Source organism: Bacillus sp. AFS059628, from assembly GCF_002571225.1.
Lineage (GTDB): Bacteria > Bacillota > Bacilli > Bacillales > Bacillaceae_G > Bacillus_A.
In genome coordinates this window covers 1-22940 of sequence record NZ_NVEC01000133.1, presented here as the reverse complement: position 1 = coordinate 22940, position 22940 = coordinate 1, and the positions used below count along the sequence as shown (strand labels likewise).

At 36.7% G+C, this 22940-nt stretch carries 24 protein-coding genes; 17 read left to right on the top strand and 7 right to left on the bottom strand.

What is annotated here, in order from left to right:
• Window positions 1-126 precede the first annotated feature (126 nt).
• Window positions 127-513, bottom strand: a complete 387-nt coding sequence (locus COL05_RS30240; protein ID WP_142337733.1) for an Hsp20/alpha crystallin family protein — start codon at window positions 511-513, stop codon at window positions 127-129.
• A 124-nt stretch (window positions 514-637) separates the two neighbouring features.
• Window positions 638-760, bottom strand: a complete 123-nt coding sequence (locus tag COL05_RS30235; RefSeq protein ID WP_000517649.1) for a small acid-soluble spore protein P — start codon at window positions 758-760, stop codon at window positions 638-640.
• Window positions 761-881: 121 nt separating this feature from the next.
• On the opposite strand from COL05_RS30235, the gene COL05_RS30230 reads away from it, so the two are divergent.
• Both COL05_RS30230 and pdaB read left to right on the top strand, forming a co-directional pair.
• Window positions 882-1145: a hypothetical protein gene (locus tag COL05_RS30230; RefSeq protein ID WP_001146293.1), complete on the top strand. Its 264-nt coding sequence runs from the start codon at window positions 882-884 to the stop codon at window positions 1143-1145.
• A 45-nt stretch (window positions 1146-1190) separates the two neighbouring features.
• Window positions 1191-1916, top strand: coding sequence for a polysaccharide deacetylase family sporulation protein PdaB (gene pdaB, locus COL05_RS30225; protein WP_142337734.1), 726 nt, complete (start codon window positions 1191-1193; stop codon window positions 1914-1916).
• Window positions 1917-1957: 41 nt separating this feature from the next.
• On the opposite strand, the gene sspO is transcribed toward pdaB, so the two are convergent.
• Complete coding sequence (gene sspO / locus COL05_RS30220) at window positions 1958-2107, bottom strand: acid-soluble spore protein SspO (RefSeq protein WP_098671298.1); 150 nt, start codon at window positions 2105-2107, stop codon at window positions 1958-1960.
• 291 nt (window positions 2108-2398) lie between these two features.
• Here sspO and acnA point away from each other — a divergent pair, with 291 nt between their 5' ends.
• Both acnA and COL05_RS30210 read left to right on the top strand, forming a co-directional pair.
• Window positions 2399-5122 (top strand): aconitate hydratase AcnA, encoded by a 2724-nt coding sequence (acnA, locus tag COL05_RS30215; RefSeq protein WP_098671297.1) that lies wholly within the window; start codon window positions 2399-2401, stop codon window positions 5120-5122.
• Window positions 5123-5238: 116 nt separating this feature from the next.
• Window positions 5239-6888, top strand: coding sequence for an ABC transporter ATP-binding protein (locus tag COL05_RS30210; RefSeq protein WP_142337732.1), 1650 nt, complete (start codon window positions 5239-5241; stop codon window positions 6886-6888).
• Between the two features lie 23 nt (window positions 6889-6911).
• Here COL05_RS30210 and COL05_RS30205 read toward each other — a convergent pair whose 3' ends face one another.
• Entirely contained in the window at window positions 6912-7169 is a 258-nt protein-coding gene (locus tag COL05_RS30205; protein WP_073515911.1) for a hypothetical protein, read from the bottom strand.
• A gap of 251 nt (window positions 7170-7420) precedes the next feature.
• On the opposite strand from COL05_RS30205, the gene COL05_RS30200 reads away from it, so the two are divergent.
• From COL05_RS30200 to tlp, 5 genes are all read left to right on the top strand, one after another.
• Window positions 7421-7996, top strand: coding sequence for a TlpA family protein disulfide reductase (locus COL05_RS30200; protein ID WP_098671295.1), 576 nt, complete (start codon window positions 7421-7423; stop codon window positions 7994-7996).
• A 115-nt stretch (window positions 7997-8111) separates the two neighbouring features.
• On the top strand, window positions 8112-9059 hold the full coding sequence (locus COL05_RS30195; protein WP_098671294.1) for a 3'-5' exonuclease: 948 nt from the start codon (window positions 8112-8114) through the stop codon (window positions 9057-9059).
• A 139-nt stretch (window positions 9060-9198) separates the two neighbouring features.
• A complete protein-coding gene (locus tag COL05_RS30190; RefSeq protein ID WP_001254697.1) occupies window positions 9199-9342 on the top strand; it encodes an FbpB family small basic protein in 144 nt (47 codons plus the stop codon).
• 43 nt (window positions 9343-9385) lie between these two features.
• The gene (sspN, locus tag COL05_RS30185; RefSeq protein ID WP_000527987.1) at window positions 9386-9520 is read left to right on the top strand and encodes an acid-soluble spore protein SspN; all 135 of its coding nucleotides are present in this window, start codon (window positions 9386-9388) and stop codon (window positions 9518-9520) included.
• A gap of 99 nt (window positions 9521-9619) precedes the next feature.
• Window positions 9620-9817: a small acid-soluble spore protein Tlp gene (gene tlp, locus COL05_RS30180; protein WP_001133509.1), complete on the top strand. Its 198-nt coding sequence runs from the start codon at window positions 9620-9622 to the stop codon at window positions 9815-9817.
• Between the two features lie 28 nt (window positions 9818-9845).
• Here tlp and COL05_RS30175 read toward each other — a convergent pair whose 3' ends face one another.
• On the bottom strand, window positions 9846-11138 hold the full coding sequence (locus tag COL05_RS30175; RefSeq protein WP_000614837.1) for a glycoside hydrolase family 18 protein: 1293 nt from the start codon (window positions 11136-11138) through the stop codon (window positions 9846-9848).
• 109 nt (window positions 11139-11247) lie between these two features.
• Between COL05_RS30175 and COL05_RS30170 the strand changes: the two genes are divergently transcribed.
• Complete coding sequence (locus COL05_RS30170; RefSeq protein WP_001994659.1) at window positions 11248-11667, top strand: acyl-CoA thioesterase; 420 nt, start codon at window positions 11248-11250, stop codon at window positions 11665-11667.
• A gap of 26 nt (window positions 11668-11693) precedes the next feature.
• Here the strand turns inward: COL05_RS30170 and COL05_RS30165 are convergent, their stop codons facing one another.
• Window positions 11694-11984: a HesB/YadR/YfhF family protein gene (locus COL05_RS30165; protein ID WP_001054449.1), complete on the bottom strand. Its 291-nt coding sequence runs from the start codon at window positions 11982-11984 to the stop codon at window positions 11694-11696.
• A gap of 108 nt (window positions 11985-12092) precedes the next feature.
• Window positions 12093-12689 (bottom strand): glycerol-3-phosphate 1-O-acyltransferase PlsY, encoded by a 597-nt coding sequence (gene plsY, locus COL05_RS30160; protein WP_098671293.1) that lies wholly within the window; start codon window positions 12687-12689, stop codon window positions 12093-12095.
• A 225-nt stretch (window positions 12690-12914) separates the two neighbouring features.
• Between plsY and COL05_RS30155 the strand changes: the two genes are divergently transcribed.
• The 7 genes from COL05_RS30155 to parC all read left to right on the top strand — a co-directional run bounded on the left by COL05_RS30155 (window position 12915) and on the right by parC (window position 22618).
• On the top strand, window positions 12915-14771 hold the full coding sequence (locus tag COL05_RS30155; protein ID WP_098671292.1) for an anaerobic ribonucleoside triphosphate reductase: 1857 nt from the start codon (window positions 12915-12917) through the stop codon (window positions 14769-14771).
• Window positions 14768-15220, top strand: a complete 453-nt coding sequence (nrdG, locus tag COL05_RS30150) for an anaerobic ribonucleoside-triphosphate reductase activating protein (protein WP_098228687.1) — start codon at window positions 14768-14770, stop codon at window positions 15218-15220. Before COL05_RS30155 ends, nrdG begins: the two co-directional genes overlap by 4 nt.
• A gap of 18 nt (window positions 15221-15238) precedes the next feature.
• Entirely contained in the window at window positions 15239-15916 is a 678-nt protein-coding gene (locus COL05_RS30145) for a response regulator transcription factor (RefSeq protein WP_001044683.1), read from the top strand.
• 201 nt (window positions 15917-16117) lie between these two features.
• Window positions 16118-17359, top strand: a complete 1242-nt coding sequence (locus tag COL05_RS30140) for a S1C family serine protease (RefSeq protein WP_098671291.1) — start codon at window positions 16118-16120, stop codon at window positions 17357-17359.
• A 79-nt stretch (window positions 17360-17438) separates the two neighbouring features.
• A complete protein-coding gene (locus COL05_RS30135; RefSeq protein ID WP_098671290.1) occupies window positions 17439-17852 on the top strand; it encodes a CoA-binding protein in 414 nt (137 codons plus the stop codon).
• 376 nt (window positions 17853-18228) lie between these two features.
• Entirely contained in the window at window positions 18229-20193 is a 1965-nt protein-coding gene (gene parE, locus COL05_RS30125) for a DNA topoisomerase IV subunit B (protein ID WP_098671289.1), read from the top strand.
• Window position 20194: 1 nt separating this feature from the next.
• Window positions 20195-22618, top strand: coding sequence for a DNA topoisomerase IV subunit A (parC, locus tag COL05_RS30120; protein WP_098671288.1), 2424 nt, complete (start codon window positions 20195-20197; stop codon window positions 22616-22618).
• The last annotated feature ends 322 nt before the right edge of the window (window positions 22619-22940 follow it).

The window sequence follows — 22940 nt, the reverse complement described above, 5'->3', positions numbered from 1 at the left end:
ACGGACAGCCCGACTCCCACCTAACTTCTTTGCTCCAACTGCATTTTGAGGTGGGAGTTTTACTGTCCGTTAACGCGGGATAAAATAAGCCCCAGCAGACGGCTGGGGCTTATTTTTGTATTTATTTTACTTCTCAATTTGAAAAAGAACTTTTTCTTCATGTTTATTAGCAACTTCATTTTTGGAAATATGAATGGCTAAATATCCATTCTCTAAGCAGGCTAGCATCTTCTTATAAATAATAGTAGCGGGTAAAGGAATGATCCGCTGTAAAGAACTATTATTATGAAGTATGCAAATGTTTAGGCCTGTCTTCATCTTTTCAATGACTACATTTTGTTCGGATACATTTGGTACATCTGTTTCCAAAATGTATTCTTGTTCAGTTTCGCAAAGGTCAATATGAATTTGATTTGGGAAACTAAAGTTACTACAAGAGTCAGAACAAAACTGATCCATCCATTCTTCGAAACCATCAACATGAAAAAGACAATCCTTCTTTTTCTTGCCCATGTAAGACACCCTCCGTAAAATCTCAATTCATACTATGTTATGCATGAATGAAGTAGGGGTGAAGAATAAATGGAAAAATATAAACATTGTATGTGGTAAAGGCAGTTAGTGTGAACCTTTTGTTTTACATATCATGATGTGCATGATGTTTTTGGCGTGAATGATTACGGTTTTTTACTTTATGAGATCCGCTTAATGGTTCAGGTTGTCCCTTTTTTTCTTTTGCTTCACGATTGTTTTTGCCCATTGTATGTGACACCTCCTCTTTCTCTTTAGAATGAGAGAAGTTTGCAAATTTATACGAGAATGTTTTTAGAAAAAAAGGTAAAGATAATTGGGACTAACTATTATGGAAAGGGGATTATATAATGCCGTATCATAAAGATAAACAGCAAGCTTTTCAAGCAGCGCAGCAAGGAGTTACACAAGCAGAACATGCATATAACAACATTGTAAAAAATGATCCAAACTACGGTCATGATTTAAAAGAGTTACGCCAAGAGGTTCAGGAGGCGTATGAACAGATTCAAAATGCGTTAGAAGTAGCTTCGGAAACACAACGCCCACAACTTGAGCAATACGAAAATAATCTCCAAAATATTATGCAACATGTAGATCAATTAGAAAAGTAGATGAGGTTGTTGTGTATTCGACAACCTCTTACTTTAACGAACATTATGCGAAAACAGAAAATTTTTCTATTCGTTTTTTCTTTATTATGCGCAGTACATATATTTCAAGTTGAAAAAGTGGAAGCGAAAATGTTGCTCAGAAAAGAGCTAGAACCAACTGGCTATGTAACGTGGGAAGTACCTAATAACGAAAAGATTATTGCCATTACATTTGATGATGGTCCAGATCCAACGTATACGCCGCAAGTTTTACATTTGTTACGTCAATATAAAGCAGAAGCGACATTTTTTATGATTGGATTTCGAGTTCAGCGTAATCCATATTTAGTGAAACAAGTGTTAAAAGAGGGGCATGAAATTGGAAATCATACGATGAACCATTTGTATGCAAGTAATTCATCAGATGAAAAATTAGAAAATGATATTTTAGATGGAAAGAAATTTTTCGAAAAATGGGTGAAAGAGCCTTTGCTATTCCGTCCTCCTGGCGGATATATTAACGATGCTGTATTTAAAACAGCGAAAGAAGCTGGTTATCAAACTGTTCTATGGTCGTGGCATCAAGATCCACGTGATTGGGCAAATCCAGGGGTTGAATCTATCGTAAATCATGTAGTGAAACATGCTAAAAGTGGCGATATCGTATTGTTACATGATGGAGGAAATGATCGTAGTCAAACAGTAGCAGCACTAGCAAAAATTTTACCTGAACTGAAAAAGCAGGGCTATCGATTTGTAACGGTTTCGGAATTGTTACGTTATAAACATTAGAAAAAATCCCAAAAGGTGAATGTTCCTTTTGGGATTTTTCGTTACTGGTTCTTTTTTCGTTTCTTATTATTTTGTCGTTCTGCAGCAGTTAAGTTTTCATTTGCAAACTCTTCGTTATAACCAACACCTTGTCCTTGTGCGGATGCAGCATTCATTCCTGAAATAGTATGATTAGCTTTTCTTTTACCCATTTTATTTCACCTCTATAACTTTTTTTGTAAGTTGCATGATGAGCAGTTCATAGTGCGTATGAACTGTAAGTAAAGCGCTAATAGAGCACTTTACTTTATGGTAATAGTATTCATAAGGAGCATGAACACTATTCAAATTTAGAAACATAAAGAAAACTTATGATAATCTATAAGTTTCTTATTATTTACTTATTTAGAAAGTTGTAATAAGATATTATCGTAAGGTATTGAAAAGTTTGTCTACATTTTATATTCAGACAACTTAGTCACGTTTAACAGGGGGGAAACATAATGGTCAAACATAATCCATTTCAATCACGCGCAACTTTTGAAGTAGATGGAAAAACGTATCATTATTATGATTTGAAAGCGCTTGAAAACGCAGGGGTTGGCAACGTATCTCAATTACCATATTCCGTGAAAGTTTTACTTGAATCAGTACTTCGTCAAGTAGACGGACGTGTAATCACAGAAGAGCATGTTACAAATTTAGCGAAATGGGGAACGAAAGATGTGCAAGATATCGATGTTCCATTTAAACCATCTCGTGTAATTTTACAAGATTTCACTGGTGTTCCAGCTGTTGTTGATTTGGCTTCGCTTCGTAAAGCAATGGCAGACATGGGTGGGGATCCTGATAAAATTAACCCGGAAATTACTGTAGACCTTGTAATTGATCACTCTGTACAGGTTGATAGAGCGGGTACGGCAGACGCGCTTGCATTCAACATGGACTTAGAGTTTAAACGTAATGAAGAACGTTATAAATTTTTAAGCTGGGCACAAAAATCATTTGATAACTATCGTGCAGTTCCACCAGCTACAGGTATTGTACACCAAGTAAACCTTGAATATTTAGCACCAGTTGTTCATGCTGTGAAAAATGCTGAAGGTGACTTAGTTGCATACCCAGATTCATTAGTTGGAACAGACTCACATACAACAATGATTAACGGTATCGGTGTTCTTGGATGGGGCGTTGGTGGTATTGAAGCAGAAGCAGGAATGCTTGGACAGCCTTCATACTTCCCAGTACCTGAAGTAATCGGTGTGAAATTAACTGGTACACTTCCAAGTGGTACTACAGCAACTGACGTTGCATTAAAAGTAACGCAAGTATTACGTCAAAAGGGTGTAGTTGGTAAATTCGTTGAGTTCTTCGGTAACGGACTAAAGAGCATGCCTTTAGCTGACCGTGCAACAATTTCAAACATGGCACCAGAATACGGCGCAACTTGTGGCTTCTTCCCAATCGACGATATTTCATTAGAATATTTACGTTTAACAGGTAGAGATGAAGAGCAAATTCGCGTTGTTGAAGAATACTGTAAAGCGAACGGTTTATTCTATACAGCAGACAGCAAAGATCCAATTTACACTGATCTTGTTGAAATTGATTTAAATACAATTGAATCTAACCTTTCTGGACCGAAACGCCCACAAGATTTAATTCCACTTTCAGATATGAAAGATGCGTTCCACAAAGCTGTTGTAGCGCCAGTTGGAACACAAGGACTTGGATTTAATGAGCAAGAGTTCGATAAAGAAGTGAAGGTTACATTAGAAGATAAAGAAGTAACGATGAAAACAGGTGCAATTGCAATCGCTGCAATTACAAGCTGTACAAATACATCAAACCCATACGTATTAATTGGGGCAGGTTTAGTTGCGAAGAAAGCAATTGAAAAAGGACTTAAAGTACCTGAATACGTAAAAACATCATTAGCACCAGGATCTAAAGTTGTGACTGAGTACTTAGATAAATCAGGTTTAACAACATATTTAGATCAATTAGGTTTCCAAACAGTTGGTTATGGCTGTACGACTTGTATCGGTAACTCTGGCCCATTAGCGCCAGAATTAGAAGAAGCAATCGCAGCAAACGACTTACTAGTAACATCTGTTTTATCTGGTAACCGTAACTTTGAAGGTCGTATTCACCCGCTTGTAAAAGCAAACTACTTAGCATCACCACCACTTGTTGTGGCATATGCACTGGCAGGTACTGTTGACATTGACCTGAAAAATGATGAAATCGGTAAAGATGCAAATGGCAATGCTGTTTACTTCAACGATATTTGGCCATCAGCTAAAGAAATTGAAGATGTAGTTCAAAGTGTTGTTACATCTGAACTGTTCAAAAAAGAATATGCACAAGTATTTAATAGCAATGAGCGCTGGAATGAAATCCAAACTTCAAATGAAGCTTTATATACTTGGGATAATGATTCAACATACATTCAAAACCCACCATTCTTTGAAGGATTATCTAAAGAACCAGGTGAAGTTGAAACGTTATCAGGCTTACGCGTAGTTGGTAAATTTGGTGACTCTGTAACGACAGACCACATTTCACCAGCAGGTTCAATCGGTAAGCACACACCAGCTGGACGCTACTTATTAGAAAACGGTGTACAACCAGTTGACTTCAACTCTTACGGTTCTCGTCGTGGTAACCATGAAGTTATGATGCGTGGTACATTCGCGAACATACGTATTAAAAACCAAATCGCACCAGGAACAGAAGGCGGATATACAACATATTGGCCAACTGGTGAAGTAACATCTATCTATGATGCTGCTATGAAATATAAAGAAGATGGCACAGGCCTTCTAGTTGTTGCTGGTAAAGATTACGGTATGGGAAGTTCTCGTGACTGGGCTGCGAAAGGTACAAACTTATTAGGTATTAAAGCAGTAATCGCAGAAAGCTTCGAGCGTATTCACCGTAGTAACTTAGTGTTAATGGGTGTGTTACCACTTCAATTTAAAGATGGCGAAAGCGCTGAAACGTTAGGTCTTGTTGGTAACGAATCATTTGAAATTCAAATTGACAAAACAGTTAGACCACGCGATCTTGTAAAAGTAGTTGCAACTGATGCAGATGGCAACGAAAAACAATTCGAAGTAGTAGCTCGTTTCGATAGTGAAGTTGAAATTGACTACTACCGTCACGGTGGTATCTTACAAATGGTTCTTCGTGAAAAAATCGAAGAGTCTAAAGTGTCAAACTAAATAATTGAAATGAACGAGAAGGAAGCTAACAACTGTTAGCTTCCTTCTTTTATGGAAAGGGATGAAACCATTTGGTTTCATCCCTTTCTTTTTACTATAAAAATGGAGGGAACATCATGAAAGAATATAAAAGAGTATTGTTACCGTTACAGAAAGAAAAACTATTAGTAATAGCAGCTGTATGTAGTGGGCTTTTTGCAGCTATTTTAAATTTATCCCGTCCACTATTCATGGGGCTAATTATAGATAATCTTATTCAACGGGAGTTAAAGGGGACGTACCTTTACATTACTTTGTTTGCAGTTAGTCGCTTGTTGATGTGGGTCAACAACCTTTCATTTGATTATGTAAGCTCCAAAGCAAGTCAGCGAATATTGCGAGAGAAGCGTATAGATGTATTACGCCATTTTTTCTCATTACCGTTTGAAGGGAGTGAGAAGATTAAACAAGGAGAGTTAGAGACGTTAGTTGTGTCTGATATTCCGAATTGGGTCAGATTATATGGTTCTATATTCATAGAATATATACACGCTATTGCGCAATTTGTAGGTGCGTTCATAGCACTACAACATATAGATATAGAGTTCATATTGTGGGTAACGCCGTTTTTGTTTTTAAGTGCAACGGTTCTGGTGTTGATGGGGAAAAAGGTAAGAAATATTGCAAGCATTGCTCAAAACAATCAGTCAAATGTTGTAGAGATGGTGTCACAGTTTGTAAATGGAGCGCAAGATTTACGTAGTTTGCAAAAAGAAAAGTGGGCCATTCGCTTATTTAAAGGAGTAACAGCACAATCTTATAAAACAGAAGTAAAGAAGACGATGGTGCAACACTGCATTGGAGTAGTTGGAACAGTGATTGAAACAGGAGCATATATCGTTGTTCTCATTATAGGTGCGCAAAAAATAATGCAAGGGGAAATGGAAGTTGGTTCACTTGTAGCAGTGTTAGCGACAATTGAAATGCTCTTTTTTCCAGTCCGTTACGTGGGTGATTTATTAATGATGACACAAGTTGCAATCGCTTCGGCAAATAGAGTTTCTTCTTTTTTAGATAAACGAGTGGCAAATAGTAATCTAGAAAGAGCGATGGGGATGACGGTAACAAATGTTTCATTTCAGGAGAAGGGTGAAGAGAAATGCAGGATTGAGAATATTGATTTGCAAATTCACCCTGGTGAACTCGTTATGGTTGTGGGAGAAAGTGGCGCAGGAAAAACGACGCTTTTAAAATTAATGACAGGGTTGTATAAATCATCAAACGGTAGCATTGTTTATTATGGTAATAAGGCTCGTATGACGACAGTGTGGCAAGAACCTCGCTTTTTCCGAACGACTGTAAAAGAGAATACGTATTTCGGGGAAGTGTATGTAGAAAACCAGTTAGAAAAAAATATGGAACTTGTTAATGTGAAGTCAATTATTAGAGATTTACCTGAGGGGATTCAAACTGTACTACATAAAAGCGGTGAAGAGTTTTCGGGAGGGGAAAGAAAACGACTTGCATTATTACGTGCTATTGTTTTAAATCCGAATCTTATTATTTTGGATGAACCGACTGCGGGATTAGATCCGAGCAATCAAGAAATTGTTTGGAATATGATAGAAGGATTAGGAAGTGAGGTCACGAGAATTGTGGCAACACATGATGTCGAGAAGGCGGTACTAGCAGATCGTGTTGTCATAATGAAAGAAGGTAGTATTGTTGCATGTGGAAGTCCTGAAAAATTAATATATAGTCATTCATTTTTTAAGAAATGTGAATAAGGATAAGAGCACTGCTCTTATCCTTATTCAGCATCATTAATTTGATACTCGATAGATTCTGAATGATTCAGATCAACGTTAAAGGTAGCAGTCATAAGGAAAGTGGCAATTCCAAGAATTAAGAAAAGGACGAATGAGACTAGAGAGACGTAGAGACAAATACGTCCTACTTTCTTTTTTTCAAGATCTTTACTAAAGAGTGAAATGATCCATGTAATAATACCGACTGGGTATAAAAGAAAACTAAGAATATATAATGTTGTTTTTTCGAATGAATTCATAAACAATCCCCCTTTTGTTGTAGGGTTATAACTACGAGAGGAAAAAGGTGAATGGGTCCATAAGAAGATAAGCAACACTTCATCTGTTTTTCTAATTATATGATAAAAAGGAAAAAAATGCACTTTAAATAAGAATATTCTAATTATTTCGACTGTGAATATTTCCAAGCTTGTCCGTATAAGCTAAAATAAGGTATAGAGTATTTGAGTGATTAAGTTATAAGAAGATAAATACGTTAGGGTGATATAAAATGTGGCGGAAGCTTACGATTATTGTAGTGTTACTTTGTTTAGCGGGATATGCAGCTTATGAACAGTTTGGTAAAAACAATCAGGCGGTACAAGGGGAGCAAGAAAAAAGTGAAGCTGCTATGAAAGAGATGATTGCAAGTAATGGTATTGAAATAGGGAAGAGTGCGCCAGACTTTACATTAACGAAGTTAGATGGAACGAATGTAAAGTTATCAGATTTAAAAGGAAAGAAAGTGATTGTAAACTTTTGGGCAACGTGGTGTGGTCCTTGTCAGCAAGAAATGCCGGATATGGAGGCTTTTTATAAAGAACATAAAGAAAACGTAGAAATTTTAGCAATAAATTATACGCCTTCAGAAAAAGGTGGGGGAGTAGAAAAGGTAAGCAATTTTGCGAAGGAGAAAGGAATTACTTTTCCTATTTTATTGGACAAGAACATTGATGTGACAACAGCGTATAAAGTCATTACGATCCCAACTTCGTATTTTATAGATACGAAAGGTGTCATTCAAGATAAGTTTATTGGACCGATGACGCAAAAAGAGATGGAGAAACGAATTGCTAAATTAAAATAACGGTGAAAAGGTAGAGGTGGAAAGTTACCATTTCTGCCTTTTCTTTTTCACGTAGTGATAGCAACATGTTATGATAAAAGAAATATAAACGTTTAGAGGTAAAGGAGTGTTTGGCGTGGGGAATATATCCTTACCGTTAGATTATGTTGTAATTGATTTTGAAACAACAGGATTTAACCCTTATAATGATAAAATTATTCAAGTCGCAGCAGTGAAATATCGTAATCATGAACTAGTAGATCAATTTGTTTCCTATGTGAATCCAGAGCGTTCAATTCCGGACCGAATAACGAGTTTAACAGGTATTACAAATTATCGTGTTTCGGATGCACCGACGATTGAAGAAGTGTTACCTTTATTTTTAGCATTTTTACATACAAATGTAATTGTCGCTCATAATGTATCTTTTGATATGCGCTTTTTGAAAAGTAATGTGAATATGCTTGGTTTACCGGAACCGCAAAATAAAGTGATTGATACTGTGTTTCTAGCAAAGAAATATATGAAGCACGCGCCTAATCATAAACTTGAAACGTTAAAGCGAATGCTCGGAATTCGTTTAAGTTCTCATAATGCATTTGATGATTGTATTACTTGTGCAGCTGTTTATCAAAAATGTGCCTCTATTGAAGAAGAGGCGAAAAGAAAATCGAATAGGGAAGTGCTTGATGAAACAGCAGTATATGAAGCTGTAAAAGGGATACTTGTACGAAATAAACGTGATATCGAATGGGTTCGTTGTATGAATGTAGGCAGCTATTTAGATATAAAAGCTTTTTATCCAGTTATGAGGGTAAAAGTAAAAGGGCGAAAGAAATACATATTAACAGAGATATTAGAAGATGATGTGAAAGAAATATGTACGAGTTTAAAATGTGAACCGGCGTTAAAAAGTGAAGTTGGTAATACGAGAATTATGCTTAATAGCTTAGAGGATGTTCTAAAATTAGAAAGTTATATTTTAGAACAGTATGATTTTGTATTGCAAGCGCTGCATGATTATAAACAAAGTGAAATGAGTGCAGATGAAAAGTTGAAAGAGTATTTAAATATTATGGTATAAAAAACTCCGTGTACATTTTATTGTACACGGAGTTTTTTTAGGAGTACTAAAACATGAAATTTTCTTGCAAATCTGATTAAAGAGTTTTTCCTTTGCTCATACTATGTAATAAGAAAGCGAAGGAGAGAGGGTGAACAGCATGAGAAGAAGTCGCCGTAAATCGTTTGACGAGCTTGTGAAAGAAAATAAACAACAATTATTAAGTGATCGCGATGCAATCGATCGTATTGAAGAGCGTATTGAAAAACGTTATGAAATGAAACTTTTTAAGCAAGCTGAATAATTCTTAACACTAGTACGATACTACTGTTAAGGAGGCGATAGTAATGGGTAATCCGAAAAAGAATTCAAAAGACTTTGCACCGAATCATATTGGAACACAATCAAAAAAAGCTGGTGGCAATAAAGGAAAGCAAATGCAAGACCAAACGGGCAAACAACCGATTGTTGATAACGGTTAAAGAAAAGGAGAATATTGTATTCTCCTTTTTTATGTATAAATTTGAGGGAAGATAGGTAATTTAAGATGGTGTGTATATACAATATTAGGAGGAAAGTACATGCCAAATCCAGATAATCGAAGTGATAACGCTGAAAAGTTACAAGAAATGGTGCAAAATACAATTGATAACTTTAATGAAGCAAAAGAAACAGCGGAGCTTTCTAATGAAAAAGACCGTTCTGCTATTGAAGCAAAAAATCAAAGACGTTTAGAAAGTATTGACTCATTAAAAAGTGAAATCAAAGATGAATCTTAACAGAATGTACAAAAAGGGCTGACTTTTGTCAGCCCTTTTTCGTAATTGTAAAGTTTTCAACGAGTAAACGCCAATTTTGTGGAAATGGCAAGCCAATCTTCCAATAACTAATACCGCCAATGCCTTGTTCCTTCATTAAATTGAATTTACTTTGAATAGATCTCGCATCTTCAAACCAAACTTCGTGTTGTACACCGTTTTCGTCAAAGTAATTGAAATGTGGAGCTTGAGCTGTGAAATCATAGCGGATAGGAACATTGTATTTACGAGCAAGTGCAACAGCTGCAACAGAGCTAACTGCTTTTGCTGGTGGGTTTCCTTGTTTGAACGGAAGTTTCCAATCGAATCCGTATAAATTTTGCCCCATCATAATTTTTTGAGGAGGCATTTGAGATTTTGCGTATTGAAGTACTTCTTTTACAGGACCGATAGGAGAGATTGCCATCGGTGGTCCGCCCTGCCATCCCCAGTCATATGTCATAATGACGACGAAATCAACAATTTGTCCTTGTGCTTTATAATCGTGAGCTTCGAAAAATTTTCCCTTTTGATTAGAACTTGTTTTCGGTACAAGCGTTGTACTCAACGTGTAGCCGTTAGGTAAGCGTGTTTTCACATTTCGTAAAAAACGATTATACGCTTCGCGATCTTCGGGTGCAACACTCTCGAAATCAAAATGAATATCTCGCATACCGTACTTCTCAGCAGTTTGCAAAATGTTTGTAATAAATTTGTTTTGGATTGTTGCATCGCGTAAAATAACTGATGTCAGATCGGCACTAAAATTTCCGTTTTCAATATTTGTAATAACGAGCATAGGGATGGTGTTACCTTGCGTTGCAATATTAGCGATTTTAGCTGTTTCCGTTGGTTCTTTTAACGTACCATCTCTTTTTGCCTCGAAACTGAAGTAAGCTAAATATGTTAAAAATGGATTAATGGCACGTGTAGCATTAACTAAACTTTCTTTAATAGGTATAGTGGAAGGTTGTAAATAAGCGATGGATTCTACTGCTCGTTTCGTCCCTTTCGGTATATATAATTGCTGCCCAACGTGGAGAATGGATTTTAAAGATAAGTTATTCACTTTAGCTAAGCTAGCAAGAGGGACGTTATAAGTTTGAGAAATTCGATAGAGGCTATCGCCAGGCTGTACATAATAATTATTGCCTTTCGTATTCACGATCAGTGCCTGACCAACAACGAGTGTTTCAGCTGGATTTAGTCCATTGTCCTTTACTATTTCGTCAGGTGTGGATCCGTATTTTGATGCCAAGCTATATACGCTATCCCCGCTACGAACCGTTACAATTTGAATCATATGCTTGCTCCTTTCGGTAAAAGATTCACTGTTTTTATTTTATTTTTGATTCCGCTGTATTATGATTAAATGTATGCAAGGTAGCAGAAGTGAAAGAAGGCGAATACATATGTTTATAGCAGAACATGAAGTTGAAATCCGTTATGCGGAAACAGATCAAATGGGTGTTGTTTACCATTCAAACTATTTAGTGTGGCTTGAATTAGGCCGTACGAAACTTATACAAGATTTAGGGTTTTCATATGTTGAAATGGAGAAAGAGGGGATTATTTCTCCTGTATTAGACTTGCAAATTTCATACCGTAAAGCGATGCGTTACGGTGAAAAAGCAATTGTGAAAACGTGGGTGGACACTGTGAGCCCGCTTCGCGTTGTATATGGATATGAAATTTATAATGGTGAAGGTGATCTTTGTATTACTGCAAGTACGACAAATATTTGCGCGAAAAAAGAAGGATTCAGACCTGTATCGTTTAAAAAGTTCTATCCTGAGTGGTATGCGAAATATGAGGAAATTAAGAAAAAATAAAAAAGCGTGGCAGATGCCACGCTTTTTTATTTTTCATAATTGAATTGTGGGAAATCATCACCGTCGTTAAATGTAACAGATAAATTATGTCCATCGAAGAACCACTCATCATCGCCTTCAATAAAGAAGTTAATACCTTCTTCTTGAGTTTGAACAGCAGGATGTGCAGGATCATCTTTACGAATACCTAAAGAAAGTCCTTTTTGTACAGTACTGCAACCGCCGTATTGTACGAAAAGGCGCAGTGTTTCACCCGATTGTAAGTTTAATTCGTTTTTATACCATTGTGCTGCTTCTTTTGTTACGGAAAGATTCATGTATAGTTCCTCCAAATTATGTTGCTTTTTCTTTAGTATAAAAAATAACGCAAAAAGACGCTATTAATATGCTTCACGTTTTCTTTTTGCGTTATGTGGGTTACGATCTTATTTTTGCTTTTTTGAAAAGTTTGCTTTCGGCTCAGTTTTATTCATAATTCGTCCAATATTTGCACGGTGTTTATAAATAACCATACCTGCTAATAAACACATCGCAATAATGAAGATTTTATCCCCGGTAACAATTGATGCGATAACGGCAACGACAGCTGTTACCATAGAAGAAAGTGATACGTATCTTGTTGTAAATAAAAGGCTGAAAAAGACAACAGCTAAAATTGCAAAAACAACTGGTGAGTAGCATAATAGCACGCCAGCAGAAGTTGCAACTGCTTTACCACCACGGAATTTCGCGAAAATCGGATATACATGTCCAAGAACAGCTGCTAATCCGAACCATAGTGGATGAACATCTAACCCGAAAATAATCGGTAGACTCGTTGCTAATGTACCTTTTAAAATATCAGCAATTGTAACGATAAAACCTGCTTTTTTCCCTAGTGTGCGGAATGTATTTGTTCCACCTAGATTACCGCTTCCGTGCTCACGAATGTCAATTCCATAACCAATCTTTCCAACGACTAGTGCAAATGGAATCGAGCCAAGTAAGTAGGCAACGATAAATAAAAGATATGTAGTAACCATAAGTTCAGTCTCCTTTATTCAAATGTGTTGATAAAGGGTAAAAAGAGTTTTTCCCGTATATTGTACCATACATTTGTAAAGAGCACATTTCTTTTTTGTAAATGAAAAATTCATTATTTCGTGCAAAAAATTTCACAGGAATGTTACATTTCTCACAGAAACACTTTGACTATATGTAGTAACATTTTAATCAAAAGACAACAACATATTGGTGGAGGGTTATAAATGTTACAAAAAAATACACGTGGAGAAGAATTAATGAGAGTGTTTGAGACAATAGTCCACGGCAATGAACAAGATTTAATGCAAGAAAATGCAAATGTAGACGGCCGCTCTCCGATGGGAGTAATGGGAACGTTCGCATCTGAGAGTGCAAAATATTATGCTGTTGAAAATTTATTGTCAGATCAAGTGAAAAAAGCGATAAATGAAAATATATTATATCCACATGACTTAGACTTTTATGCGACGGGAACGACAACTTGTTCGCAAATTCCGTTAGCGCAAATGCTTGCTAACGGTTTTCATACCGGACATGGACATATGAGACAACCGCAAGACATTAAAAGTGCACTAGCTCTTTCATCTATTATTTTTCAAGCGAATCAAAATATGCAGCACGGTGGTCAATCGTTTGCACTCTTTGATGTTGATTTAGCCCCGTACGTGAGAAAAACAGTAGAGAGACATAAGAAACGATTGCACTCATACCCGCTTACGAAAGAACAAATAGAAGAATTTGCATGGAAAGAAACAGAAAATGATACGTACCAGGCGTGTGAAGCTTTCATTCATAATTCAAATAGCATGCACAGTAGGGGCGGGGGACAAGTCCCGTTTATTTCTATTAATTATGGAACAGACACATCAAAAGAGGGACGGTTATTAGTTAGACAGCTTTTAAAAGCAACACAAGCTGGTCTTGGTAAAGGGGAAACACCAATTTTTCCTATTCAAATTTTTAAAATGAAAAAAGGTGTGAACTTCGAAGAATGCGATCCGAACTATGATTTATTTGAATTAGCGCTAGAGACAACGGCTGAACGATTATTCCCTAACTTTTCATTTTTAGATGCGCCATTTAATGCAGTACATTATGATGGACGACCGGAAAGTGAAGTATGTTACATGGGATGTCGTACCCGTGTGATGTCTAACATACATGGAGAAGAAACAGCGATTGGAAGAGGGAACTTATCATTTACGTCTATTAACTTAGTGAAATTAGCGCTCATTAGTGGTTCAAAAGAAGCGTTTTTTGAAGCGTTAAATTATTACTTAGATGTAGGAATTCAGCAATTATTAGAGAGGTTTGAGTATCAATGTACGAAGCGGGCAAGAGATTTTCGATTTTTATATTCACAAGGTGTGTGGCGTGGTGGAGAAAAGTTACAGCCTGAAGATTCTGTAGCATCTATTTTAAAGCAAGGGACATTAAGTCTTGGTTTTATCGGTCTTGCGGAGTGTTTAGTAGCTTTAACAGGAAAGCATCACGGAGAAGATGAAGAATCATGGGAACTCGGGTATGAAATCATTTCTTTTATGAGAGATAGAATGGATAAAGCGACAGAAGAACATGAACTGAATTTCTCAGTCATTGCAACTCCTGCAGAAGGATTATCAGGGAAGTTTGTGAAAAAAGATAGGGAAGAATTTGGCGTGATTAGCGGTATAACGAACCATAATTATTATACGAATTCATTCCATATCCCAGTTTACTATAACATGCAAGCGATAAATAAAATTCGTTTAGAAGGACCTTTCCATGCTTTATGTAACGGGGGACATATTACGTATATTGAACTAGACGGAGCAGCTATGCATAACAAACAGGCGTTAAAACAAATTGTACAAGCGATGGCAGATCATGGCGTTGGGTACGGTTCAATTAATCATCCTGTTGACCGTTGTAAGTGTTGCAGTTATCACGGAGTCATTGGAAATGAATGCCCAAGCTGCGGAAATGGAGACGAGGCTAATATAGAAAGAATACGCCGTATAACGGGTTATCTTGTAGGAGATATGTCAAAGTGGAATAGTGCAAAACGTAGTGAAGAGATGGATCGGGTGAAGCATAAATGAAAGTGATGAACATCATTCATGATAGTGTAGTAGATGGAGAAGGGTTGCGGACAGTCGTGTTTTTTGCGGGCTGTCCGCATCGTTGTTTCGGTTGCCATAATCCGAAATCGTGGAATATTTGTAATGGAACTGAAATGGCAGTAGAAGAAATTGTGAAAGAGATTGCAAGTAATCCATTAACTGATGTAACATTTTCAGGTGGAGATCCATTTTTCCAAGCTGCTGAAGTGAAAAAAGTAGCAAAAGCAGTGAAAGATTTGAAAAAAAATCTATGGATGTATACAGGTTATACGTTAGAAGAGATACAGAGTTCTCAAAATAATGATATGATAGAGTTGTTACATTATGGGGATGTTTTAGTCGATGGAAGATTTGAAATCGAGAAAAAAGATTTAACACTTCCATTTCGCGGAAGCTCCAATCAACGTATTATTCGATTGAAAGAGTAAAAAGGCGGGATAGATGATATGAATAAAACAGTATTACTTGTTGAAGATGAAAGAAGATTACGTGAAATCGTTAGTGATTATTTTCGTAATGAAGGCTTTGAAGTAATCGAAGCAGAAGACGGAAAAAAAGCGTTAGAATTATTTGCAGAGCATGAAATTGATTTAATTATGTTAGATATTATGTTACCAGAAATAGATGGCTGGTCTGTTTGTAGACGAATTAGAAAAGAATCAGCGGTACCTATCATTATGTTAACAGCGCGTTCAGATGAGGATGATACATTACTAGGGTTCGAGTTAGGTGCAGATGAGTACGTAACGAAACCTTTCAGCCCGAAAGTGTTAGTAGCTCGCGCGAAGACGTTATTAAAACGTGCGGATGGCGTCGTAGGAGTAGCAGAAGAAAATGCTATGTCTCTAGCTGGAATAGAAGTGAATCGTCTATCTAGAACTGTTTTAGTAGATGGAGAAGAGATTATATTGACACATAAAGAGTTTGAACTTCTTGTTTATTTAATGGAGAACAAAGGAATTGTGTTGTCACGTCAGCATTTATTAGATCAGTTATGGGGGTATGACTATTACGGTGATGACCGAACGGTTGATACTCATATTAAAAAACTACGAAATAAGCTAGGGGATAAAGCGAAGCATATCGGTACTGTTATTCGAGTTGGTTATAAGTTTGAAGAATAATTGTAACGGATTGTGTATTTTAGCATAGGGAAATGTCGGTTTTATATCCTCTTTGGCAGGTAGAATGTACAAAAAATACATTTTTTGTCTACAATGTTAGATAAGAGTATTTTTTTAATTGGATTTCACGATGAGTTCACAAGAAGGACACAAAACGTGACTATACTGAAAATACGAATTCACCAGAGAGGGGAAGTAAACATGGGATATTACGACGGACCAAATTTAAATGAAGAGCATAGTGAAACGAGAGAAGTGAGAAAATCAGGTAGTAAAAAAGGTTATTTTTTCACAGGTTTAGTCGGAGCTGTAGTTGGGGCTGTCACAATTAGTTTTGCGGCACCATATATGCCATGGGCTCAAAATAATGGAGCGGCTGTATCATCATTCAGTTCGGATTCAAAAGTTGAAGGTACTGTAGTTCCTGTAGTCAATAAAGCAAAAAATGAAACTGATTTACCTGGTATGATTGAAGGCGCGAAAGATGTTGTTGTAGGTGTTATTAATATGCAACAAAGTATTGATCCATTTGCAATGCAACCGACAGGCCAAGAACAGCAAGCTGGTTCAGGATCAGGTGTTATTTATAAAAAAGCAGGAAATAAAGCGTATATTGTAACAAACAACCATGTAGTAGATGGGGCGAATAAACTTGCTGTAAAATTAAGTGATGGCAAAAAAGTAGATGCAAAACTTGTAGGAAAAGATCCTTGGTTAGATTTAGCTGTTGTAGAAATTGATGGATCTAACGTAAATAAAGTTGCCACTTTAGGTGATTCAAGTAAAATCCGTGCGGGTGAAAAAGCAATTGCAATCGGTAACCCACTAGGGTTTGATGGAAGTGTAACAGAAGGTATTATTAGTAGTAAAGAACGTGAAATTCCAGTAGATATCGATGGCGATAAACGTGCGGATTGGAATGCTCAAGTTATTCAAACAGATGCAGCAATTAACCCAGGTAATAGTGGTGGTGCGTTATTTAACCAAAACGGTGAAATAATTGGGATTAATTCAAGTAAAATTGCACAACAAGAAGTTGAAGGAATTGGATTTGCTATTCCAATTAATATCGCAAAGCCAGTTATTGAATCACTTGAAAAAGACGGCGTAGTGAAACGCCCAGCTCTTGGAGTAGGTGTCGTTTCATTAGAAGATGTGCAAGCTTATGCAGTAAATCAATTAAAAGTGCCAAAAGAAGTAACAAATGGCGTTGTATTAGGTAAAATTTACCCAATATCACCTGCAGAAAAAGCTGGTTTAGAGCAATATGATATTGTAGTAGCATTAGATAATCAAAAAGTAGAAAACTCACTTCAATTCCGTAAATATTTATATGAAAAGAAAAAAGTAGGCGAGAAAGTAGAGGTTACATTCTATCGTAACGGTCAAAAAATGACGAAAACAGCTACTTTAGCAGATAACTCAGCTACAAAGAATCAATAATCGGAATAAAAGAAAGTCTCTTTCATGTTGAAAGAGACTTTCTTTATCGGCTATACTAAAGGAATAGGAGGGATTGATTATGATGATTGAAAACCCAACTCGTACGGAAATTGGTGAAGTATTAAAGAAAAGCAAAACGATTGCAGTTGTTGGATTATCGGATAAGCCAGAACGTACATCGTATATGGTGTCAAAAGCAATGCAAGATGCTGGGTATCGTATTATTCCAGTAAACCCAACAGTAGATGAAGTGCTTGGAGAAAAAGCAGTTGCTTCACTAAAGGATATTAAAGAACATGTTGACATTGTAAATGTATTTCGTCGCTCAGAGTTTTTAATGGATGTTGCAAAAGAGTTTGTTGAGATTGATGCAGATGTTTTTTGGGCACAATTAGGAGTACAAGATGAAGATACATATAAACTTTTAAAAGAAAAAGACTATACTGTTATTATGGATCGTTGTATAAAAGTAGAACATGCAATGACAAAATAGTATGGATTGTAAAGGTAGAAAGATTGCTTCAGCCCTCGTTATAGATAAGTAGGGCCGATGAACGAGGTGTTCATCATGAGATTTTTTAAAGGCTGTTTTTGGGGATTGTTACTTGTAATCCCGTTTTGGATCTTGATCATTTGGATCATAATAAAGGTGTGGAATGTGTAATCTTGGCATACATATCCATTTCTCGTTGACAAACGATTATTTTTCTGAAATAGTAGCCTAGAGGAATCCTTGTGAAAAAACAAGGATTTTTCTATTGAAAATGGTATATAAAAGAGATAAGATAACTTGCCAAAACTATAGTCGAGGCGTTATTCTATAATAGAAACATATGTTCTGATTTTGGATTAGGAAAGGGGCAAGGAGTTTGGCAAAGCATCAGTTCCAATATAATGAAGATGCGATTCAAGTGTTAGAAGGACTTGAAGCCGTTCGAAAACGCCCGGGTATGTATATCGGGAGCACGGACAGCCGTGGATTGCATCATTTAGTATACGAAATAGTAGATAACTCCGTTGACGAAGCGTTAGCGGGATTTGGCGACGAAATTGCTGTCGTAATACATAAAGATAATAGTATTAGCGTTATAGATAAAGGGCGAGGAATGCCTACGGGAATGCATAAACTTGGAAAACCTACACCTGAAGTTATTTTAACTGTACTTCATGCTGGTGGTAAGTTTGGACAAGGTGGTTACAAAACGAGTGGTGGTTTACACGGTGTTGGGGCATCAGTTGTAAACGCCTTATCAGAATGGTTAGTCGTAACGATTAAGCGTGACGGAAATATTTATGAACAACGCTTTGAAAATGGTGGTGTTCCTGTAACGACGCTTGAGAAAATCGGAAAGACGAAAGAATCTGGTACGACAATGCATTTTAAACCAGATACAACGATTTTCAGCACAACAAATTATAACTATGAAACATTATGTGAAAGATTACGTGAATCTGCATTTTTATTAAAAGGGATGAAAATCTCAATAAAAGATGAGCGAAATGATTTAGAAGATGTGTTTCATTATGAAACAGGAATTGAAGCTTTCGTTTCATATTTAAACGAAGAAAAAGATTCAATCCATCCGGTTGTATATTTCACTGGTGAACAAAATGGAATTGAGGCAGAGCTAGCATTTCAATTTAACGATGGCTACTCAGAAAATATTTTGTCGTTCGTAAATAATGTACGTACAAAAGATGGTGGAACACATGAAGCTGGATTTAAAACAGCAATGACTCGTGTGTTTAATGAGTATGCTCGTAAAGTTTCACTATTAAAAGAAAAAGATAAAAACTTAGAAGGTACAGATATTCGTGAAGGCGTAGCAGCTATCGTTTCTGTACGTGTACCAGAAGAAGTACTTCAGTTTGAAGGACAAACGAAGGGGAAACTAGGTACAAGTGAAGCGCGCTCTTCAATTGATGCTATCGTATCAGAGCACTTAGCTTACTTTTTAGAAGAAAATCCGGACGTAGCTACACTTCTTGTGAAAAAAGCAATTAAAGCAGCGCAAGCGCGTGAAGCTGCTCGTAAAGCGAGAGAGGAAGCACGCACTGGTAAAAAGAAAAAGAAATCAGAAGGTACATTAAGTGGCAAGTTAACACCTGCACAATCACGTAACCCGCAGAAAAATGAACTATACCTAGTAGAGGGTGACTCTGCCGGTGGTTCTGCGAAACAAGGTCGAGACCGACGTTTCCAAGCGGTATTACCGTTACGTGGTAAAGTAATTAATACAGAAAAAGCAAAGCTTGCTGATATATTTAAAAATGAAGAGATTAATACAATCATTTATGCTATCGGTGGTGGCGTAGGAAATGAATTTGATGTGGAAGATATTAATTACGATAAAATTGTAATTATGACCGATGCCGATACAGATGGAGCGCATATTCAAGTGTTGTTATTAACGTTCTTCTATAGATATATGAAACCACTTATTGAAGCTGGTAAAGTGTTTATCGCACTTCCTCCTTTATACAAAGTAAGTAAAGGAAAAGGTAAGAGCGAAGTAATTGAATACGCTTGGTCAGATGAAGAATTAGACGATGTAACGAAAAAAGTCGGAAAAGGATATATGTTACAGCGTTATAAAGGACTTGGTGAGATGAATGCAGATCAATTATGGGAAACAACGATGAATCCTGAAACGCGTACATTAATTCGCGTGAAAATTGATGATGCAGCAAGAGCAGAGCGCCGCGTAACAACGTTAATGGGTGATAAAGTAGAACCGCGCCGTAAATGGATTGAGCGTAATGTGCAGTTCGGTATGCAAGAAGAAGGAAATATTTTAGAAAATGAAATGATTATGGAGACGGAGGTGGAATAACATGCAAGCAGAGAAGTTTCATGACCTCCCGCTTGAAGACGTGTTAGGTGACCGCTTTGCACGTTATAGTAAATATATTATTCAAGATCGCGCGCTTCCAGATGCGCGTGACGGCTTAAAACCAGTACAAAGACGTATTTTATATTCTATGTATGTAGAAGGAAACGTACATGATAAAGCGTTCCGTAAGTCAGCTAAAACAGTCGGTAACGTTATTGGTAACTATCATCCGCACGGTGATTCCTCTGTATATGAAGCAATGGTACGTTTAAGTCAAACTTGGAAAGTGCGTAATGTTTTAGTTGAGATGCATGGTAATAACGGTAGCGTTGATGGTGATCCAGCTGCGGCAATGCGTTACACAGAAGCCCGTTTATCACCAATTGCATCTGAGTTATTACGTGATCTTGATAAAGAAACAGTGGAATTTGTATCAAATTTCGATGATACGAGTGAAGAGCCTGTTGTATTACCAGCAATGTTCCCGAACTTATTAGTGAACGGATCTACAGGGATTTCAGCTGGTTATGCGACGGAAATTCCGCCTCATCATCTAGGTGAAGTAATCGATGCTACGATGATGCGTATTGATAAACCAAATAGTACGGTAGATGATTTATTAACAGTTATTAAAGGACCTGATTTCCCAACTGGTGGTATTATTCAAGGGATTGATGGTATTAAAAAGGCATATGAAACAGGTAAAGGTAAAATTATTATTCGCGGAAAAGCAGAAGTTGAAACGATTCGTGGTGGAAAACAACAAATCGTAATTACTGAAATTCCTTATGAAGTGAATAAAGCGAACCTTGTTAAGAAAATGGATGAACTACGTCTAGATAAAAAATTAGACGGTATTGCTGAAGTACGTGATGAGACTGACCGTACAGGACTTCGTATTGTCGTAGAATTAAAAAAAGAAGCAAATTCTGAAGGTATTTTAAATTATTTATATAAAAATACAGATTTACAAATTCCGTATAACTTCAATATGGTTGCGATAAATAATCGTCGTCCTACACTTATGACATTACCAAAAATTTTGGATGCATATATTGGGCACCAAAAAGAAGTTGTAACAAAGCGTTCTCAGTATGAGTTGAGAAAAGCAGAAAATCGTCAACATATCGTTGAAGGTTTAATGAAAGCATTATCAATTTTAGATCAAGTAATCGAAACAATTAGAGCTTCTAAAGATAAGCGTAATGCGAAAGATAATTTGAGTGCAAAATTTGGCTTTACAGAAGCACAATCAGAAGCGATCGTTTCGTTGCAACTATATCGTTTAACAAATACCGATATTACGGCATTAGAAAAAGAAGCAGATGAATTGAATAAAAAAATTGCGGAGTTACAGGCAATTTTACAGAGTGAAAAAAGATTACTTCAAGTAATTAAAACGGATTTAAAGAGAGTTAAGAAAACATACAGTGATGATCGACGTGCGATTATTGAAGACCAAATCGAAGAAATTAAAATAGATGTGGAAGTAATGATCCCACAAGAAGATGTCATCGTTACTGTAACGAAAGAAGGATATGTGAAACGTACTGGATGGCGCTCGCATAATGCCTCAAATGGCAAAGACTTCGGTATGAAAGAGGGTGACATCTTACTTGAACGATTTGATACGAATACAACAGAGACAGTCCTCTTATTTACGAATAAAGGAAACTATATATATCTGCCAGTATACGAAATGCCAGATATTCGTTGGAAAGATTTAGGTCAGCACGTTGCTAATATCGTTTCACTCGACCGGGATGAAACAATTATTTGGGCAACTGTCGTACCGAATTTTGAGAAAGAAAAGCGATTTATCGTATTTGTAACAAAGAATGGTATGATTAAGAAGACGGAATTAAATCTATATAAAGTACAGCGCTATTCGAGGGCGTTTGTTGCTGTAAACTTGAAAAAAGATGATGAAGTAGTAGATATATTTGCGACGGATGGAACGAGTGATATCGTTCTTGCAACGCATGGTGCATATGCACTTATTTTCCATGAAGATGAAGTAAGTCCAGTTGGTGTAAGAGCTGCTGGTGTAAAAGCAATTAATTTAAAAGAAGATGACTATGTCGCCTCTGGTAAACCGTTAAATGGTGACAAAGATCAACTTATTCTCGTAACGCAGCGCGGTGCTGTGAAACGTCTAAAAGCATCAGAAATTGAGAAATCAACGAGGGCGAAGCGAGGACTTGTTATTTTCAAAGAGTTAAAACGTAATCCATACCGTATTGTCGGTATTGAAATCGTTCGAGATGATGAACTAGTTTACATGAAGACAGAGAAACACATTGTAGAAGAAATTGATCCGAAAGCGTATCGAAATAAAGACCGGTATAGTAATGGTAGTTTAGTACTAGATGTTAATGATACAGGTGAAGTTATTGAAACGTGGACGAAAAAACGACCGGAGTAAAGTGAAACTATAATCAGTGAGGATTTTGTTCATCCCCACTAATTATTAGTTGAACCAATCGGGCTTTTACGGGCAGGTGGTCTCCCGTCTGACTCCCTTGCATTCACTGAATTTTAAGGAGGAAGTCTTACTGCCCGTTAAAGCGGGGTAAAGAAAAGCATCTTGCTATGAATAATGGCAAGATGCTTTTTGCTAGGCAAATTATTATGTAAATAAAAATAATCTTGTTATAATAACTGAATGAAATCGTTCTCATGAAGTGAAACTTTAATCAGTGGGGATTTTCTTTATTCCCGCTAATTATTAGTTGAACCAATCGGAC